Source organism: Massilia sp. DJPM01, from assembly GCF_030348125.1.
GTDB lineage: Bacteria > Pseudomonadota > Gammaproteobacteria > Burkholderiales > Burkholderiaceae_D > Telluria_A > Telluria_A frigida.
In genome coordinates this window covers 210569-229691 of the sequence record NZ_JAQOZV010000001.1, presented here as the reverse complement: position 1 = coordinate 229691, position 19123 = coordinate 210569, and the positions used below count along the sequence as shown (strand labels likewise).

Annotated in this window: 14 protein-coding genes and 2 tRNA genes; 8 read left to right on the top strand and 8 right to left on the bottom strand. The window is 62.3% G+C overall.

Annotated features, from left to right (window positions below):
• Positions 1–43 precede the first annotated feature (43 nt).
• From PO883_RS00950 to PO883_RS00925, 6 genes are all read left to right on the top strand, one after another.
• Positions 44–119: transfer RNA gene (locus tag PO883_RS00950), tRNA-Gly, on the top strand.
• A 64-nt stretch (positions 120–183) separates the two neighbouring features.
• Positions 184–257 (top strand) — tRNA-Cys (locus PO883_RS00945).
• Positions 258–685: 428 nt separating this feature from the next.
• Complete coding sequence (udk, locus tag PO883_RS00940) at positions 686–1327, top strand: uridine kinase (protein WP_289308112.1); 642 nt, start codon at positions 686–688, stop codon at positions 1325–1327.
• Positions 1328–1732: 405 nt separating this feature from the next.
• Positions 1733–1981 (top strand): hypothetical protein, encoded by a 249-nt coding sequence (locus PO883_RS00935; protein ID WP_289308111.1) that lies wholly within the window; start codon positions 1733–1735, stop codon positions 1979–1981.
• A gap of 484 nt (positions 1982–2465) precedes the next feature.
• A complete protein-coding gene (locus PO883_RS00930; protein ID WP_289308110.1) occupies positions 2466–3584 on the top strand; it encodes an alpha/beta hydrolase in 1119 nt (372 codons plus the stop codon).
• Between the two features lie 30 nt (positions 3585–3614).
• A complete protein-coding gene (locus tag PO883_RS00925; RefSeq protein WP_289308109.1) occupies positions 3615–5006 on the top strand; it encodes a hypothetical protein in 1392 nt (463 codons plus the stop codon).
• On the opposite strand, the gene PO883_RS00920 is transcribed toward PO883_RS00925, so the two are convergent.
• Positions 4955–5344 (bottom strand): RNA polymerase sigma factor, encoded by a 390-nt coding sequence (locus PO883_RS00920; RefSeq protein WP_289308108.1) that lies wholly within the window; start codon positions 5342–5344, stop codon positions 4955–4957. The two genes, PO883_RS00925 and PO883_RS00920, sit on opposite strands and share 52 nt — an antisense overlap.
• A gap of 160 nt (positions 5345–5504) precedes the next feature.
• Positions 5505–6488, bottom strand: a complete 984-nt coding sequence (locus PO883_RS00915) for a triacylglycerol lipase (RefSeq protein ID WP_289308107.1) — start codon at positions 6486–6488, stop codon at positions 5505–5507.
• 336 nt (positions 6489–6824) lie between these two features.
• Here PO883_RS00915 and PO883_RS00910 point away from each other — a divergent pair, with 336 nt between their 5' ends.
• Positions 6825–7532, top strand: a complete 708-nt coding sequence (locus PO883_RS00910; RefSeq protein ID WP_289308106.1) for a transporter substrate-binding domain-containing protein — start codon at positions 6825–6827, stop codon at positions 7530–7532.
• Here the strand turns inward: PO883_RS00910 and PO883_RS00905 are convergent.
• The 4 genes from PO883_RS00905 to PO883_RS00890 form a co-directional block, all read right to left on the bottom strand.
• Positions 7529–8419 carry a diguanylate cyclase gene (locus PO883_RS00905; protein ID WP_289308105.1) on the bottom strand — a complete coding sequence of 297 codons (891 nt, stop codon included), beginning with the start codon at positions 8417–8419 and terminating at the stop codon, positions 7529–7531. The two genes, PO883_RS00910 and PO883_RS00905, sit on opposite strands and share 4 nt — an antisense overlap.
• A complete protein-coding gene (locus tag PO883_RS00900; RefSeq protein WP_289308104.1) occupies positions 8416–14010 on the bottom strand; it encodes a PAS domain S-box protein in 5595 nt (1864 codons plus the stop codon). Before PO883_RS00900 ends, PO883_RS00905 begins: the two co-directional genes overlap by 4 nt.
• Before the next feature lie 192 nt (positions 14011–14202).
• Positions 14203–14361, bottom strand: coding sequence for a hypothetical protein (locus PO883_RS00895; RefSeq protein WP_289308103.1), 159 nt, complete (start codon positions 14359–14361; stop codon positions 14203–14205).
• Between the two features lie 409 nt (positions 14362–14770).
• Positions 14771–15202: a hypothetical protein gene (locus PO883_RS00890; protein WP_289308102.1), complete on the bottom strand. Its 432-nt coding sequence runs from the start codon at positions 15200–15202 to the stop codon at positions 14771–14773.
• 216 nt (positions 15203–15418) lie between these two features.
• Here PO883_RS00890 and PO883_RS00885 point away from each other — a divergent pair, with 216 nt between their 5' ends.
• On the top strand, positions 15419–16348 hold the full coding sequence (locus PO883_RS00885; RefSeq protein ID WP_289308101.1) for a putative adhesin: 930 nt from the start codon (positions 15419–15421) through the stop codon (positions 16346–16348).
• A 144-nt stretch (positions 16349–16492) separates the two neighbouring features.
• Here PO883_RS00885 and PO883_RS00880 read toward each other — a convergent pair whose 3' ends face one another.
• Both PO883_RS00880 and PO883_RS00875 read right to left on the bottom strand, forming a co-directional pair.
• Positions 16493–18376 carry a DUF3857 and transglutaminase domain-containing protein gene (locus PO883_RS00880; RefSeq protein ID WP_289308100.1) on the bottom strand — a complete coding sequence of 628 codons (1884 nt, stop codon included), beginning with the start codon at positions 18374–18376 and terminating at the stop codon, positions 16493–16495.
• Positions 18377–18545: 169 nt separating this feature from the next.
• The gene (locus tag PO883_RS00875) at positions 18546–19106 is read right to left on the bottom strand and encodes a hypothetical protein (protein WP_289308099.1); all 561 of its coding nucleotides are present in this window, start codon (positions 19104–19106) and stop codon (positions 18546–18548) included.
• Positions 19107–19123 lie beyond the last annotated feature (17 nt).

The window sequence follows — 19123 nt, the reverse complement described above, 5'->3', positions numbered from 1 at the left end:
TTGCTTGCAAGTGGCAGTAACGGGTAATATGCAGGACTCCAATGCGGGAGTAGCTCAGTTGGTAGAGCGCAACCTTGCCAAGGTTGAGGTCGAGAGTTCGAGACTCTTCTCCCGCTCCAGAATTCAAAGGGAAGCATCGCTTCCTTTTTTGTCACCCTCCAAAGGGTGGCGCAGCAAGTCTCTGGCGAGGTAGCAAAGAGGTTATGCAGCGGCCTGCAAAGCCGTTTAGACGGGTTCGATTCCCGTCCTCGCCTCCAGAACATGTGTTAATAAATAGCCCACCGCGATGTGGGCTATTTTTTGTCCAGGTTTTTGTTTTCATGTCGCGGCGGCGGATCGTGGCCATGGCCAGGAACATGTGGAAACTCACGCCTGCAAAAAAAAGGGAAAAGGCCAAATACATGTGGGTCTTTGTGAGTCCGCCACTGCCATCCTGCGGCAGTGCGAATGTACTTGAAAGAAGGGCTAATAGCCTGAAAATTTTTTAGGGCAAGGCGATGGCGCTTCCGTATTCCCCATGTCGTTGCTTCCAGTGGCGGAATCATATAAGGAAGACCAGCGACATCGCACCGCTCCGACAGGTCCGGTCCCAGACCTGCTGTAAAGGCGGACTTTGGAAACATAATGAGCCAGCTTCAGCGCCTTTACCCCTGTCGGTTCGATCGCCGCTCCGGTATCATTCGGTATGAATAAGATTTCTTTCCCTCCGTTTGTCATTGGTGTCGCTGGCGGAAGCGGTAGTGGCAAGTCAACGGTGACCCAGCAAGTACTCGCTTCGTTCGGTGCCGATATGGTGTCGGTCGTGATGCAGGATGACTATTACTGCGACCAAACCGATCTCACTCCCGACGTGCGCCGCAAGCAGAATTACGACCATCCGCAGGCATTCGACTGGCCACTGCTGGTACAGCACATCCAGGCCTTGCGTAATGGCGAGCCGATCGACATGCCAGAGTACGACTTCACGATCGACAACCGCTCCGACAAGACCATTCGAGTCAAACCTGCCCCGGTCATCGTGATCGAAGGCCTGTTTGCCTTGTATGACGCGGACTTGCGCAAAATGATGTCGCTCAAGATCTTTGTCGACACCGCTCCCGATGTCCGCTTCATCCGCCGCATGCAAAGGGATATTACCGAACGCGGCCGCTCGGTCGACAGCGTCATCGGCCAGTACCTGGAAACAGTACGGCCGATGCACAAGCAGTTCATCGAGCCGACCAAGCGTCACGCCGACGTCATTTTGCCTCACGGCGCCAATGGCCCGGCAATCGATGTGATCACGACCAAAGTGGCGAGCGTCATCGGCCAGTTGAAGCGGCCCTGACCTGAATTCCTCGATTGGCTCGGCATCTGCTGCTGCCGAGCCATGATGTCACGCGCCCGCGTACGCTACTGTGCGCAGCGGTGTGCAGGTCATCGAGGCGCTGGCTAGCGCAGGTACCTGCCTGTACCTGGACGATGACCGTCCCACGGGCAGGGCCGGATTTGCGGACGTCAATGGCGTCGCTGGTTGTCGCCTGCGTTCACGGTCGCGGGGGGGGGGGGGGCTGACCGGCCCGGTGAGTTCCAAGAAGCGGGCAGTCCATCTTGATCGTACGAACAATGCCGGCGACCGTCAGTTGCCGCTCTCGAGAACGCCAGATGCTGGGCATCATCAGCGCTATCCTGAATTTTGATGGAACCGACAGCTGGATACGTAGCGTGAAGCTATCCGCGCCTGGGGTGTGCAGTGTTCCTGACTGCTGCTTACGTGATGGTAGCCGAGCCATTCGGCGAGCGCATGCGGCAGCCCATGCGCCCCGGCGCCGCGATCTGCGACACCCGCTTCGGATTCGACTACGATCGTCCGCTGGCCGATACGCGCCTATTGTGGGGCGGCCGTAGCTCCACGCTCGAGCGCAGCGGCGCCGCAGTCGCAGGCCTGCTGTATGGCGACATGCTGAAGGGGGTATCCGTAGCTGCAAGGCGCCAAGCTTGATTACGCCTGCAGCTGCGTGATGAGCTTCTGCCGCCAAACGATGCGGTAGCTGGGCCGCGTGCCGGAAGGGTCCTGGTACGGGATCGGCTTTGGCGGCCTGGCATTGCGCTGTGCACGCTGGCCGGCGGCGTGCTCGCTGCTGCCATCAGCGGCGACCGCGCCGTCCTGAACGCCTTGGCAGTCGGAACTTGCCGACCACGGGTGGTCCGGCTGGATTGGTGGCCGCCCAACTGGCGCACTGATACGAGGTGCTGCGCGACTGCTTACGTCAGTAATGCTGTGCCGGATCGGCGAGTGACGGCCGTCGAGACAGCGCGGCAGTTGTCAGTCGGGCCGTCGACCGGGGAGCGAGCGTATCAATGCGATTTAGGTAAATGCGCAATTTGTGCAAAAGTGACAATTCGTTAGATTTTTGGCATTTATTTCCCTCAGAATAGTTCCACTGCAAATGACTCCGAATTAGAAATATAACTAAGGAGAATTTATGGAACTGGCGCGTTATACCAAAGGCCGCGCCGTGGCGCGCCTTGCTTCCCTTGTCGTCGCCGCAATCCTTGGTGGCTGCGCTGGAACCCACCTCATTCCCCCTGCCGATTATGCTGAAGCATCCGAGAACAATGCTCTGCGCGTCGTGTTCGATCAGGATGGAAACATCTATCCCCGCACGGCAGACCTGATCGACTGGGTGGATTATCGGCAGCCCTTCTGGGAGCCTCTTCTCGGCAATGGATTTCAGCTGACCGCGTTGGAAGGCAAGGGTGTCAAACTCTATGCAGCGCTGGAAATGTCGGTTACAAACGACATCATTACCCGGCTGAACAAGCGTCTGGCATCGAAAAAAATGCTGATTGTGCTCATACACGGCTTCAACAACGATTTCAGCTTCGCCGCAGGTAACTTTGGCCTGATGAACGCGCGAATCGATCCGGCCGTCCGCGAACAGGCAGCGCTGCTTGAAGTATTCTGGGACGGCCTCGATCCCCGCCGTGATGGGCTGTGGGAGATGACAGCGGTGAGCTTCTGGCGCAAGGCGCTGACCTATTCGAACCGGGCCGGCATTCATGGATTGCGCACTATCCTCAATGGCGTCGACAAGGACGTGGATGTACGCTTCGTCACGCACTCGCGCGGCATCGGCGTTGTTATGTCGGCGCTGGCCGATCCTGTCTTTGACCGGCATATTCACGGCACGCAGGCCGCACCCCTGCACAATCCCCATCTCCGATCGATCAAAATTGCGGCGTTTGCACCGGCCATCGGTAACGGTCATCTCGATTGCGACCTCAACGAGCAGCTAACGAGGCATCCGGTGGAGCTGTTTGCCGGTATCAATCGAAGCGACTTTGCGACCTCGAAACTTGGCCTGTTCCCCGCCGAAATGTATGGGGCGTCAAACCTGGGCAGCGATGTCGACTATGTGCGCCGCCAGATCAAGATGGACAGGAAGAATTTTCGCCTGCGCGCGTTTGAATTTACGCACGGCGCAAAACATGGCTTGTCACACTACTTCGCGAATGATGAGCTGACGACATGTATGTTCGGCCTGCTCGACCTCCGAAAGCGTGTGGCCGACAGTTGTTCTCCTGAAGTCCTTGCAAACTGATGCATTTCCAACCATGCACTGAAAGTGCCCATGAAAGCCGCTCCTCTCCTGCTTTGCCTGGTGCTTGCCGCCTGCAGCACCACCGATAACGATTACGACAAATACGCCGACAAACACTCCGCATTTCAGCTGGTCGAACGCGCCAAGTTTGAGCCGATCAATCTTGTGTCGTTGATTCGCGGAACGGAAGGGCGTATACGCAAAATCCACAAGATGAGCGCGCTGGAACAAATGAGGGAGGACGATGCTGCAGCTGCTGAAATCGATGGGACCTTCCGCGACTTCGCCGATCTGAACCGGAATACGGGTGACGTCGGACGTGCCCGCCGCAACGAAATCCAGGAACGCATCCTCGGTGCCTCGGACCAGCGCTGCAATGATTTCAAAACGCTGCTGCAAAAGAAACAGGCGAACGTCAGTTTCCTCACCGGGCTCACCGCCACCGGTTCGTCTGTTGCCGCAACGATAGTCACCAACGTCGATCGTTCCAAGCTGCTCGCTGGCATTGCCGGCATGGCCAGCGGCTACCGTGCGGAGTACAGCCAGGCATTCTTTGCCAATGCTGCGATCCAGGTGGTCGTCGCCGGTATCGATTCGCGCCGGCGCACTGCGTACGAACAGATCCTGCTGGCACGCAAGGACAGCTTAGTCGCTTATCCGCTCGAAGCGGCCGTCAAGGATGGGATTCGCTACCACGGCCTGTGTTCCACCGTTGCTGGCCTGCAGGAGGCGGGGGAAGCCGTGCGCTACTACAATGAGCCTGGACTGGCCGCCGCCGCACGCACGATCGCCCGTTCCAAGATGCTGGTCGACTTGCAGGGGGCAAATGCCGATGAGGTCATCGACAAACTGACCAAATGGCAGAACATCGTTCCGGCCGAGCGCTATCTGGCAGGCAATCCACTGGGCGCGACCGCGGCCGAAGAAAAAGGCGGCGCACAGTCGTTGCTGGACCATTTCGAATCCAGCCTGATCCGCTTGCAGCGGCGATCCGATACGCTGACGGCGCTATCGAAAGAATTTGAAAGCGATCCTGAATGGAAGCGGGATATTGCCACGTCAAAGGATATAGTGAAGCCGCTCAAGGCTTCGCTGGAAGGTCAATGCCGGCCAGAGCTCATTTTGAAAGCGACGGATTTGCTCACCTCCAAGGCTGCGCTGGCTGCAGCGCCGGACGGCGACCCGCAGCGCGCGCTCGAGGTCCAACTTGCGCAGCAGAATGCAGATCTGAGCAAAGCGAGTTCCGATTTTGTGGTGGCAGGCTACATAGAGAGGGCCAGCGCGGTGGAAACCGCGCTCAAGGCGCTCGGCTCGCCGATCGTCAAGGACAAACGGCCGGCCGTGACGGCGGCCCTGGCCCGGCTCAATCGCTACGCGCCGACGATTGTGGCGAAATGCGCTGTCACTAAAATCGAACAATAGGCCGGTTTATCGCTGCAAGCAGGCGGGTGCGCCCTGCTGCGCAGCTTTCCGCCGAAGATACGCGCGAACTTCGACGTCGTGGGCAGCAGCAGCGCCGTGCCGAACAGCGATGCGGGCAAGGTGCGCTGCGGCGCCCGGTCGCCTGCGCCCGACATCACCTGCACGAAGGCCGCCTGCACCACATCTTCCGCCTCTTCATGGCAGCCGGTATAGCGCATCACGAAGCCGACCAGCGGATGGCGGCAATGCCTGAACAGATGCGCCAGACCGGCATGGCCGACGCCGTCGGCGGCACTGCGGGATGCGCCACATGTCAATTCACATAAAAAGCCTTGCATGACACTGCCTCATTCACCCAAGCATCCGGCGACAGGTTTTGGTAGCGCTTTCCATTGACGCCGGAGAATACGCCGGTTTCCTTTACTTTCGCGCAAGTTTCATGCGCTAACCGCCGCGCGGCCGGACGCCAGCCGGTGAGCCAACTAGCAGCCGCGCTCCTCAGCGGGCCGCCTCGCCGAACAGGCGCGTCAGCAACTGGCCGAATTTTTCCATCCGATCCGGCTGGGTCGGCTTGATCACCCCGTGTTCCTGCAAGACGGCGATCAGCTTGACCGGCCCGGTGCGGTTGTTGCCCACGATTTCGACATGGCCCGCCTTGACCTCGACGATGCTGACCAGCGGGTCGCTGTCGACGGCCGGGTTGCGCTGCTCCGCCAGCGAAAAAATCGCATCCGATTCGACGCAGGTGCCGTTGCTGACGCGCCGGCAACTGCCGCTTTCATCGGTCATGATCTTGAGAAAGTCCTTGACGCGCGGATCGAGCGGGCCGGGTTCGCGGATGAAGGGCGACGTATAGGTAATTTCCGACCATTTGTCGCCCGTGACAATCTGGCAGATCGGCCCGACCAGTCCCAGCGAGAGCGTCTTCCACAGCGGGCTGCCGCAATGGCGCGCCGCCGCAATGCCGCCGAACGGTCCCGAGACGGTCACCAGGCGCAGTTGCAGATCCTTGCCCTCGATGGCATCGGGCTTGCTGACCGACATCGCGTTGCGCGCGATCAGGGCGCCCTGGCTGTGGCCGAGCACGGTAATCTGCTTGTTTTCCATGTTCCGCGCCAGCTGGCCGAGCGCCGCATCGAGCTGGCCGGCACTGACCCGCAAGCTGTCGCGGTCGTTGTAAGTGAAACACGCGGTCTGCTGGCCGTGAAAGGCCAGCACCTGGGCCATGCCCCGGTAGCGCCCGGCCGAGCTGAAACAGCCATGCACCAGCACGGTGACCGGTTGCTGGGCGTTCAGCTTCAGGGTGTGGTCGCCACTGTCGGTGCACTGGCTCAGGCCGGGAATACGCATGCTGACATTGGCCGGCGGCAAGCGCGACCCATCGATCGTCAGCAGCGCCGGCTCGTCCGCCGCCGGCGTGGCGCAACCCGTCATCAGGCCAAGGGTGGCAATGGCCGTGGTCGCTGCGAGAATTTTCATCATTTGTTATTCCAGGGTAAGTACGCGTAGGCTTCCGAGTGTAGCCGATCGCGCCAGCGCCCGGGTCAATGGCTGCGTACCAGGGCGCAAATGTCCGCGCAAATCACGCCACGGCGGGGCCCCGCCGCGCTCGCGCGCCAGATGTGCACGGATAGCCACGTAAATAAATTACCTATGGGAAAATAAAACTGTTTTGGTGTATCATTTCTTGTCGACAGAACCTTGTCCTGATCAGTGGTGGCGACAATGCGGCCGGGCGTACATTTTCTTGCGGCATGGGCGGGCGGCTTGGCCCTGCTGCTCTGTTGCGGCGCGGCAGCCGCAGGCTCCGCCAGCCCTGTGCCCGCCGATCCCACCCGCGTGATCCGGCTTTCCTCGCTCGAATGGCCGCCCTACACCGGCGCGTCGCTGCCGCGCCATGGCGCCACCACGGCGGTGATCGCCGCCGCGCTGGCCAGCATGGGTTACCGCCTGGAAGTGGCTTATTTCCCCTGGAGCCGGGCCACCGCCCTGGTCCGCCACGATTCTCCCTTTGCCGGGTATTACCCGGAATACCTCTCGGCCGACCTGGCCCGCGAGTTTCTCGTTTCCGACCCGATCGGCACTGGTCCGCTCGGCTTTGCCTACCACGCCGCCGCACCGGTCCGCTGGGACAGCATGGCCGACCTGTCGAAGTACCGGATCGGGGTGGTCGAAGGCTATGTCAATACGGAGCAGTTCGACACGCGGGTGCGCCAGGGAAAGCAAATGGTCGATCCCGCCGTGAACGACAAGCAAAACCTGCGCAAGCTCGCCGCCGGGCGCGTGCCGCTGGTGTTGATCGACCGGCGCGTGTACGCGCATCTGGTCCTCAACGACGCCGACCTGCGCCCGCTGGCGCCGCTGCTGCGTTTCCATCCACGCCTGCTGGAAGACAAGAAGCTCTATATTTGTTTTCGCCCCAACGCCGAGGGCGAGCGGGTGCGCACGATTGTCAATGCGGGCTTGAAGCGGATCGATATCGAGGCCGTGCTGGCGGCGGCCCTGGGCGCCGGCGGCGCGAACTAGGAGGGCGCCACGGCGATGCAATTGCGCCCGCGCAGCTTGGCCGCGTACAAGGCGCCGTCGGCGCGGTGCAGCAGGCCGGTCATGTCGGCGGCACCGGCGATGCTCACCGAGGCGATGCCGATGCTGACCGTGACCGCGATCTCGCCGTACGCGGTCGGCACGCTGGCATCGGCCATGGCGCTGCGCATCCGTTCGGCGACGATCAGGGTGCCTTCGGGATCGCAGTCGGGTAGCACCGCGAGCAGTTCCTCGCCGCCATAGCGCCCGAAGGCGTCGTAGGTTCGCAGCGCCGCTGCCATGCGCTGCGTCGCTTCGCGCAACACCTCGTCCCCGGCCAGGTGGCCGTAGGTATCGTTGATGCGCTTGAAATGATCGAGATCGGCGAAGATCACGGATAAGCATTCCGGCGTCCTGGCGCGCCGTGCGATTTCCTTTTGCAGCAGGTCGAGGATGGCGCCGCGGTTGAAGATGCCGGTCAGGGCATCGCGCGTGGCTTGCCTGCGCAATTCCTGCTCCAGGTCGACGATGCGGCGCCCGGCGCGCACCCGCACCCGCATTTCCTCGGCGATGAAGGGCTTGGCGATGTAGTCGTCGGCCCCGGCGTTCATCGCCGCGACGATGAATTCGGTCTCGGTGCGCGAGGTCAGCATGATCATGTAGACATAGCGCTCCATGCCGGCCTGGCGGATGTTGTGGCAGACGTCGATCCCATCCCGGCCCGGCATCATCCAGTCCAGCACCGCCAGCAAGGGGCCGTCGGCCTGGCGCAGGATCGCTTCGGCGCTCAGGCCGTCGGCGGCGACCACCACCTGGTAGCCCCATTCGGACAGCACGTCCTGCAGGTACAAGACCGAAATTGGATCGTCGTCCGCGACAAGCACTTTCATTGCTTCAGTTCCAGGGTCGTGGTCAGCGTGGCGGACAATTCATCGATGCACAGCGCCAGGTAGCGTGCGGCGCCGTCCAGGCTGTCGGCGCTGGCGCCGCTGCCGGGGCGCGCCATGCTTTCCAGCGCACCGGCCGCCTGCACGGTGACGTCCCCGCTCAGCGTCGCGGCGGCCCCCTTGACGCGGTGCGCGGTGCGTTCCAGCAGGTGCGCATCGCCCGTCCCCAGGCCGCTTTGCAGGTGGCGCACGAGTTCGGGCGCGGTATCGATGAACGATCTTGCCATGAGAATCAATAAATCGCGTTTCCCGCGCGCGCGTTCCAGCGCCAGTTCGCGGTTGAAGATGGCGGTGGCGGCCGGGAGCCCGTACGCCGGCTGCCCGTATGCCGGCTGCCCGTATGCCGGCTGCCCGTACGCCGGGAGCCCGTATGCCGGGAGCCCGTACGCCGGGAGCCCGTATGCCGGGAGCCCGTACGCCGGGAGCCCGTATGCCGGCTGCCCGTACGCCGGCTGCCCGTACGCCGGGAGCCCGTATGCCGGCTGCGTGTGCTGCGGCGCCGGCGCTGCCGGCCCGGGCGGGTATTCCGGGCCCGGCCACGGGCGTTCGAGGCAGGTATACAGATCGAGCGGCTCGATCGGTTTCGACAGATAGTCATCCATGCCCGCCGCCAGGCAGGTCTGGCGGTCGCCCTCCATCGCATGGGCAGTCACCGCCACGATATGGATATGCGCGCCGGAAGCGGCCTCGCGCCGGCGGATTTCGGCAGTGGTCTGGTAGCCATCCATTTCCGGCATCTGGCCATCCATCAGGATGGCGTCGAAGCTGCCTTCGTCCAGCATCCGCAGCACTTCGACGCCATTGCCGGCAACGGCAAAGGTGTGGCCGCGGCTGCGCAGCAGCTCGGTGACCAGCATCTGGTTGACCGGATGGTCGTCGGCGACCAGCACCCGCAGGCGCTTGTGCGCGGGCGGCACCGCCGCCACCGCCGCCGCCATCGCCATTGCCATGTCGTGCGGGCCGGGTACGGCGGGGCCGGCGGCGCCGCTCCTGACGATCCCCATCAGCGCGTTGAACAGCTCGGAATGCCTGACCGGCTTCGTGATAAATGCCGTCAAGCCGGCCGCCAGCCCGGCTTGCAGCGCGGCGCCGTCGTCTTGCGCAGGCAGCATGACCACGATCGCGGTGGACGCCAGCCCGGCGGCGCCCAGGCTGGCAGCCAGCGGCGCGGCGCCGCCGGCCGCCAGCGAGGCGCTGCAGATGGCTGCGCAAAACGGCTCGTCGTGCGCACCGTCGCGCTCCAGCTGGCGCGCCAGTTCGGCGTGGCCCCGCACCAGCGCCGGGCGCATTTTCCAGCTGCGCAGCAGGTTGACGAGGATCTGGCCGGAGGTGGCATTGTCGTCGATGACCAGCACCGGCTTGTGCTGCAGCCCGGCGTCGCCCGGCCCCTGGTCCGGCGCCGCCGGGCGCTGCGCAAGCTGGACCGAGACCGTGAAATGGAATTGCGTGCCCACCCCGGGTTCGCTGTCGACCCACAATTGCCCGTCCATCAGGGCGACCAGCTGCGAGACGATCGCCAGTCCCAGCCCGGTGCCGCCGTATTCGCGCGTGGTGGAGGCATCGGCCTGGACGAACGATTCGAAGATATGCTCTTGCTGCTGGCGCGACATGCCGATCCCGGTGTCGCGCACGCTGAACTCGAGCTCGGCGTAGCCGGCATGGCGCGCGTGCTGGCTGACCGTCAGCACCACTTCGCCGCGGGCGGTGAACTTGATCGCGTTGCTGGCCAGGTTGATCAGGATCTGGACCAGCCGGCCTTTATCGGCGACGATGATGGCCGGCACCTCGGGCGCGATGTCGAAGGCCAGTTCCAGCCGCTTTTCCGCCCCCGCCGCCAGGGTCCGGAAAACATTGGCGATTTCTTCGCGCAGGTCGAAAGCGACTTTTTCCAGGACCAGTTTTTTGGCCTCCATCTTGGAAAAATCGAGGATATCGTTCAACAGGCGCAGCAAGGAGTCGGCCGACGACTGGATCAATTCCATATACTCGCGCTGCTGGATCGATAGTCCGGTTTTCAGCACCAGCCGCGTGAAGCCGATGATGCAATTCATCGGCGTACGGATTTCATGGCTCATGTTGGCCAGGAATTCGCTCTTGGCTTCGTTGGCCGATTCCGCCTTGTGTTTGGCTTCCTGCAACTGGATTTCGAATTTCTTGATCGAGGTAACGTCATGGTCGGTGCCGCGATAGCCGAGCAAGGTGCCGTCGCGGTCGAGTACCGGCACCGCCGACGATTCCAGATAGCGGTCGCTGCCGTCCCGGTGGCGCCAGCGGATCAGCCAGCTGCTCCAGCCCTCGCCGCGCCGCTGCAGCTGGCGCAAGCGCTCGGCCACCATGGCCCGTTCGTCCGGATGCACGTAGCGCAGCATGGTTTTGCCGGTCAGTTGGTCGGGCTCGTGGCCGAGCATGGCCTGGACCGCCGGGTTGGAATAGCGGATGCGGCCATTCCTGTCGAGCGACCAGATCCAGTCCTTGGTGGTCTCGACAATCGAGCGGAATTTTTCCTCGCTCAGCCTGAGCTGGTCTTCCGTCTGTTTGCGATGGGTGATGTCGTTATACAAGCACAGCAGGTGGGGCACGCCGGACAGCTCCACCAGGTCGGCCGAAAACAGCACGCTGATCTCGGCGCCGGCGCCCGTTTTCATGGCCGCTTCGCAGTCGTTGATCGATCCTTCCCGGCGCAGCCGCGCCATCATCGACTGATGCACGCCGGGCGCCGGCCAGTAATCGAGCAGGGAAGCGGGGCGGGTCAGCAGCAGGCCGCGCTCCTGCCCGATCAGCTCGCAAAATGCATCGTTCACTTCCAGGAAATGGCCATCGGCCATGCTGCTGACGGTGATCGCCACCGGACTCATGCTGAAAATCTTCGAGAAGCGTTCTTCCAGCTGGCGCATGTGTTCCTCGACCTGCTTGCGCTCGCTGATATTCATCATGGCGCCGATCATGCGCACCGCCGCGCCGGCGCCGTCGTAGATGATGTAGCCGCGGTCGTGCACGTGGGCGTAGGTACCGTCGGCGCACCGGAAGCGGTATTCGCCCGTCCAGTAGCGCCCGCCCGTGTGGATTTCATGCTCGACCGCGCTGGTAACCCAGTCGCGGTCGTCGGGATGGATCTGGTCGACCCACCACTGGGCCGGCGAGATGTCGTTGGCCACGGTGTGGCCGAAGGTATGCGTGATGCCGGCGTTCCACCAGATCCGGTCGGTGCCGAAATCCCAGTCCCAGACCGTATCGTTGGTGGCGCGTGCGACCAGGTTGAACCGCTCCAGGGTTTTGCGCAGGTCATCCTCGGCGCGCTTGCGCTCGCTGACATCGACTCCCACCATCGCATACGAACTCGGTTCGCCCTCCTGGTGCGCGATCCGGACCACGGAAAACAGAAAGGGGACCATGCCGCCGGCGCGGTTGCACAAGTCAAGCTCACCGCGCCAGGCCGCCGTCGATGCTTCCAGGAATATATCCGGCAAGCGGGCGGTATCGCTACCGGGACCAGTGAACCCGGCCATCGACAAGCCGTCGCAGTCTTCGTCCGCGCCGATGCCGAGCAAGGCGCGCCCCGCACCGTTGAGATAGAGGATGCGCTGCGCTCCGGAGACGAAGGCCACCAGGTTCGGCGTGGCATCGAGGAAGGCGCTGAAGCGCGAACTGACTTCGGATGCCTTGCGCTCGTCGCTGACATCGCGCAGGATCGCCACCGACATGCGGCCGCCTTCGTGGCGCGCCTCGCGCACGGCGATATGCAGGGGGAACAGGCTGCCATCCTTGCGTTGCGCGGCCACCTGCGCGCCGTGGGCGCCGTCCGGCGGGGTGGGGATCAGCAGCGTCAGGGGCGCGCCGAGGACCTCCTGCGCCGCATGCCCGAACATGGCGGCCGCAGCCGGGTTGATCGATCTGATGTTGCCGTTCTCGTCGATGGTCAGCAAGCCTTCGGCCATGTTGTCGACCACGGCCTGGAGCTTGCCTTCGCCCGCGCGCGCCGCTTGCCTGGCCGCCAGCAGCGCCGCGATCAGGGGCGAGACTTGCCAGTGCAGCAGCAACATGCCGCAGATGAACAGCACTGCCAGCACCGTCACCATGGTCGAGATTTGGGTGCGGATCGGCTCGTACAGTTCGACTGCATCCTGCTTCACCACCAGGCCGAGCGCGGTGGAGCCGATCGGCCCGTAGGCGGCGATCACCATCCGTGCGCGGTAATCCTTGGCCGCGATCAGGCCGGTTTTGCCATTCAGGGCATGGCTCATCGGCAGGTCCTGGCCGTTGCGCGTGCGCGAGGTCGCGCTAAAGCCATGCGCGTTCAGGCGGCTCGGCAGGCAACTCATCCGCTGCCCGGGCGCCGCCGCGCAAATGGCAATATCGCCGCTGTCTCCCAGCAGCGCGGCATCGGCCAGCAGGGTTTGCACGATGGGCAGCTTGCGCTCGGCCAGGATGGTGCCGATGACGGCGCCATCCTTGCGCACCGGCACCGCGATTTTCAGGATCGGGACCGTCGACCACAGCAGTTCTTGCTCATCGTTCAGGCGCAGGCTGATCGGCGCGCTGGTATCGGGGGCGCCGGCGCGCAGCAGGATGGTGCCGTCGGGGCTGGTCGCGGCCACCGAGGCGTATCCGTCGCCGAGCAAATGCTGCGCCAGGTCGGCCGCGCTCGCCGCGTGATCCGGTGCGCCGGGACGGCGCGCGTATTCCTTGAGCAGGGCGGGGTCGCTGGCGAGCGAACGGGTCTGCAGAATCGTGTTTTCCAGCACAAAATTCAATAACTGGGCGCGATTTGAATGTGCCGCGCTCATGTTCAGGTGCAAGGCCGCTTCGGTGCGGTGGGCCGACATGACCGAGCTGCTCATCCCGGCCGCGAGCGCCATCGACAGCAGGATGATGGTGGCGATCGCGGTAATGCGCGTGTCGCCGCGTTCGCGGCTGGCGCTGCGCTCCGTGACGCTCTGGTACCAGCCCAGCCATAGGGCGCTGCCCAGCAGCAGAAAGCCGAAAGCCGCGTGCGGCGCCATCCCGACGAAACGATACCACTCGTAGAGCAGGTCGAGCTTGAGCGAATGGCCGGTCACGCCGACGATGCCGAGCGCAACCAGCGCGAGGCACAGCAGCTGGACCAGGCGGTCGGCGCCGCCGTTCGCGTCCTGCCGGTTTTGCAGCAGGAGGCAGACGCCGGCCAGCCAGAAGCCGCCGCAGGACAGCGGCGACATGCGTCCGGGATGCGGGTTGGGGTCGCTCAGCCACACGTCGACGAACAGCGTGTCGACATGCAAATTCACGCCGATCAGATTTTGCAGGCCGACCACGCCGGCCACGGCCAGCATGGCGATGGCGGCGCAAGTGCGTGCCATCCGCGCGCGCCGCCCGGCAACGCTCAGGGCGGCCCCGGCAAACACGAAACACAGCGCGGTATTGAACACCATCGCGATGGCGCCGGGGACGAGCTGCACCAGCACGCTCGAGTGCAGGCCCCAGCCTGCGATCACGGCGATGCCCAAGAGCAGCACCAAAGCGCCAAGCAAACGTTGCAGCTGTGAGAGTGTCAACACCGTGGCCTTTCGTGACGTTGGGAGCTGCGCTCATCACGGGTTGGCGCGGACAGGCAACCCGTTACATCGCCAACTGCCGGGACGCGCACAGCGCCGTGCTGCAACGCGGCAGTGCCCGAAACAGTGTTTTTTTAGCGACACTTGGTCGACTATACCAAGATCGTTCACGGCGTTCTGCAGGTTTCTGATGAGTTAGTCAAAAAAACCACGACCGGCCGTCGCCTGGCGCATCTTTCCGGCCGTGCGCGTCGCCGCAGGCGGAACGCCGGCCTGCCTTTTCCGCAGTTGCTGCGCTCGGGATTGTTTGGCGCGTTCGCCTTTTTTACGCAGGAACATTGCTGCAATTGCCATGCCTGGCTTCAGGCGTACGGCACGCGCGCGTGTCCTTTGCCATGCCAGCATTGAAAGCGACATCGTTCCCGTCCCACGGCGCACCATGAGCGGCTCCGCTCATGGTGCGGATGGCGGCCGCTCGCCCCGGCGTGCGTCTGCCGATGCAGGGCGGGCCACCACGGCGAGGTGCTTGAAGTCCGGGAGCGCAGCGGAGCGCAATGTCCTCCCGCTCTCGCCCATGCCGCAAATCGCCTCGCAAAAAGACTTTTCCGTGGTGCTCTGGAGCGGCACGCCTGCGTGACTGCGGCTTGCGCGCCTGGCATGCCATGCCCAAATTGAAAACCATGAGTTACAAAATCTCCGATTGACAGGAAAATAACTCTTTCGTATACTCTTTGCGTTGCAAAAAATTTAATGTTTAGTATTGTTACATGTTAAACATGCCGAGCATTGCAGCTGAGTTCGCTTTGTTTGTAGATTCGTGGTATCCGCCCGGCGCGGATAGAAGATCGAAATGCAAGTACAGAACAGAAGGGTTGCAATGGCTCAGCCAGCGCTCCGGATGCACGCCATCCACATTCACTTCCTGATCCACCACGCCGCTGCGCCGGCTGGCCGGCTGACGCGCGCCCGCGTCCACTATCGGCTTCCTTGCAAGCGCCGTGTTCCCTTGATGCGCCCGACCGCGCCGGGGTTCGCGGCGCTCCCACATGCACGTCCGCGATGCGCCGGGCGTGCAGACCCGATCAGCATGGGAATTGTCAGCGATGCCACCAGACTCCAGTTCCGACCGTACCCCGCCGGCAGCGTCGCCGGCCTGAGGGCGGACCTGATCGACGATCTGCTGGTCGTGGTGCATTCCACGGCGGCGCTTTCCTGAGGCGGCGCGATTCAAGAGACTGCCAGGGTCACGCCGATGATCGGCGTGGCCCTGGCAGTGCGCTAATTTTTCTAATTATCCTTCGCCGTCCTGACCGGCCCAGCTAATGTTGATCCGCTGGGTACGGATGTGCTGAAGGGCCGGGGCAGTGTCCAGACCTCTCGCCGTCCCTGCTATCACATTGGAGAAATTGACATGCCCAAAGCAAAACGGACGACGCTTGGCAAAGGCTGGCACAGCTACCATATCGGCAGTGAACAATCGACGAAGATCACGTCTTATATCGTTGCACATGGCGCTTACGCGAAAAAACATGGCACAGTCACCTGGACACTGCCTGAAGTTCCCTTGTACTTCTACACTATGCATGGGCACTTTATGTGGATAGCTCTGGAAATCTACCCTGTTATTGGCGCGACCCAGGTAAAGCTGCCCACGTCGATTTGTGGGGGCGGTGAAGTGTGGAACTACCAGCTCTCGTCATTTGACGAAAAGCAAAGTGAGGCTGCCATCACATGCCTGGAAAACCGGGATTGTCCGGCCGGCGAACGAATGGAAATCATCACCCTCGAAGCAAAATCGCGCAGCTGCCTTGGCGTGCTCTTGAATGTTCTCAGAAGCAGGAGGTTGTCCTCGGATTCCTCCAAACTCATCGAGGAAGCCGGTCTTGAATGGAAACTTCACTTTTTGGCTTGCCGGTCCGATGCCGGCGCCGTCGCTGAAATCGGAAAACGATACGAAGCCGATTCAATGAAAACCGGGGCGCAGACAATCGGCCAGACGAACGCGCCGCGGCCTTTGGGCTATTTCGACAGCGCTAAGGTCATCGCTGCGGCTGCGCAGTTACGCGCGCAGGTGCCCGCATTGATGCAGGTGCACCTGAACGAGGAGGTCAGGAAGCACGAAGCCGACATGCAGCGATATCCGGTGAGGCATCCCGATCATGCTGTATTTTTGAGGGAAAAAATTCAGGTGTATGAGTCGGTGAAGAATCTGAATCTGGCGGCACAGGCCGATCTGGCAAAAGCGTATTGCGAAAATATGAATCAGTACGTGATCGCCCGCGATTTCCTGGACGTGGAAAAACCGGATATTGCATGGCGCACGATGGGCCATGCCGGATAAGTCCGGCATGCGGCGCGCGTCGGCCTGGCGCAGCGCAAGCGGAACGGGCAAAAAAAACGCTCACCGCCATCCCTGGCCGTGAGCGTTTTTTCGAACTGCGCAAACCGGTGCGGACGGCCTGTCCCGCCCCGCGATGGCCGCCAGTTATTTATAGACGACTTGCGCCTTCAGGTTGGGCAGCACTTTCCTGGAAAAGGCCTTGTACTCGGCCGCGATGGCCGGCGCGCACACATTGCCGCGCGTGTGGTCGTCCACCTCGCGCGTGACCGTCAGCTGGTTTCCCTTGAGGCGATAGCTGGCCTTGTAGCTGATGTTGGCCGACTTGACCGCCAGGTTATCGGGCACGGCCAGCACTTTCATCTTCTTGGGGAAGGTGAACACGTATTCTTCCACGCTGGCCCCGTTGGAGCAGGCAAACTCGGTCAGCGTTTCTTCATCGTCCGATCCGGCCGCCACAAAACGCGCCACCGGCGAGCTGCTGACGAACACCGGATGAATGACAAAGGCGCCGGCGCCGGGGAACTGGGTGAAATTCTTGAACTCGAAACTGGCCTTGTAGTTCAAGGTATTGATCAAGGCGGCCGGATCGTCGCTTTCAAACTTGCCCGTGCCGATGTAACCCATGCCCTTCAACACGTTCTTGACCATGTTTTCCATGGTCTCCTTGCCGGCGCCGCGCAAGCCCTCGCGCAGGCCGAGGGCGTACTGGCCCTTGAGCGCCACGTCCACGCTGCCGGTCACGGAACCGTCATCGTTGATCTTGATGCGCGTTTTCATGGTCTGGAGATTCGATCCCGCTGGGGCGGCCGGAGTCCTGAGGCCTTCCTTGAAACCGTCGACCATCAAGGCTGGCTTGTCCTGCGAACTGTAGGGCAGCATGCCGAATGGGGTGGAGTCCGAGGTCGAGTCGACGAACAGGTCGAACGCCGGCAGGTAGTTGATCACGTGATTGACGCGCGATACCACCGGCACCTTGGCCAGCCGATAAGCGCTGCCGGCGTTGATCAGCGCTTGCGTGCTCTCGATCTTCCTGGCCGCCAGCAGCGCTTGCAGCAGCGTGGCGTGGTCCTTGCAATCGCCCATCTTGTTTTTCAGGATGAAGGCAATGTCGTGCGGGACCACGGCGCCGGTGCCGATGCAATTGCCGGCATAGGTGATGTTGGTCGATACCCAGTCGTACAGGGCGCGGGCGGTGTCGCGCGGGGTCTTCTGGTCCTTGGCGATCTGGTCGGCCAGCGCCTGGACTTCCTCGCTGACGGCCGCTTTCGGCGTGGCGCGCGCGCCGTAGGCCCGGGCGATGTCGGCATACGAGGTGAAGGTCGAAAACGCCAGTCCCGGCAGGGTGTCGACGTCGAACACCGAGTAATCGTTACGCTTGTCCTTGAGCGGCACCTTGTTGGTGAAGGTCCACGACAGTTCCTTGCGGCCGTTGGTTTCGGTGCTGGAAGCCGGGGTCAGTTCGTGCACGTCGAGCTGGGCCGCGAGCGTGGCCGGATAGTCGAGCGTGATCCTGGCGTCGTCGTAGGCGGTGTCGCGGCTGAAATAGTGAACGATCGAGTACTGCTTCGGAAACATCGGTTCGGTCTGGGTCAGCTTGTACGAAAAACCGACGGTGTCGCCAACCGCCACTTCCGGGAACACCACCGTGAGCGTGGTGCGGTCGGAATACACCGGCGCATCCTTGGCGTTGCCGGTGTTGGTCACCACCTGGTAATTCGATTTGGGCGCGTCGATGCGGCGGCCATCGGCCTTGATGGTGTACGCGCTCAGCACTTCGGCTTTTTCAATGCTGGTGCTGTATGAAATCGAGGCTTCCTTGGCGCTGGCCAGGGCTTTTTCCTTGAGCACTTTCATGGCCCAGTCGTGCGTTTCGGTGCTGGTGTAGTCGTTGTTGAGCGAATACTTGACGTGATAGCGGTCCAGGCGGGTGTACAGCTCCGCCGGTTCTCCGGCCGGGGCGGGGCTGGCCGCGCTGGCGGGCAGGGTCAACATGAACAGTGCGGCAGTGTGCAGTAATCTGGCTTTCAAGTGTTTCTCCACGTGGATTCGAGCGTTCTCACAACAAATTGTTGTTTGCATGAAAGCATTATAAACCGGCAAGATGGGCTTGCAAATTGAGCAGTTGAATATTTTTCTATTTGGCAGGTTTTGCAAGTTTTTTCGATACGGTTCAAGCTGCTGATTCGTTGCGATAGATTTAATGGCTTGGGGCGCTCAAGGCCTGAACCACGCTCACGCGCGCACAGCGCAAGTTCTCGAACACCTTGATGCGCCCCTTGAGCGGCCACCAGTCGTACAGGAAAATCTGTACCGGACGCCACATCGCCACCCAGCCGACGATGGTCAGGCTTTCATGGGCAATCTTGGCGCCGGGGCCGGGCAGGAAGCTGCTGATGGCTTCGGCCAGCAGCAGGCAGGCGATGACGAAGACCAGGCCCACGCCCAGGCTGAGGCGGCCCAGCCGCAGCAGTTGCCCAAGTTCGCCCCGGACCAGTGCGATCTTGTAACCGTAGTAATTGTGGATGGCATCGCCCACCAGCGCGCCTGGGTCGCTCTCGTCCGGTAGCTGTTCGACATGGATGGTCAGGTGCATGTGGCTATCGTGCGGCAGCGACAGCGCCCAGTTCTCGATGTAGGCCTCGCACGCACGGTCGAGGTCCTTGTTCAGGAAGGGAGCCGGATCGAGCGAATTGAACAACTGGCGCAGCTCGCGCACGCGCAGGTCGAGGGTGTGGGTGGGATGCTGGCTGATCTGCATGGGGCGCGTTTCTCCTT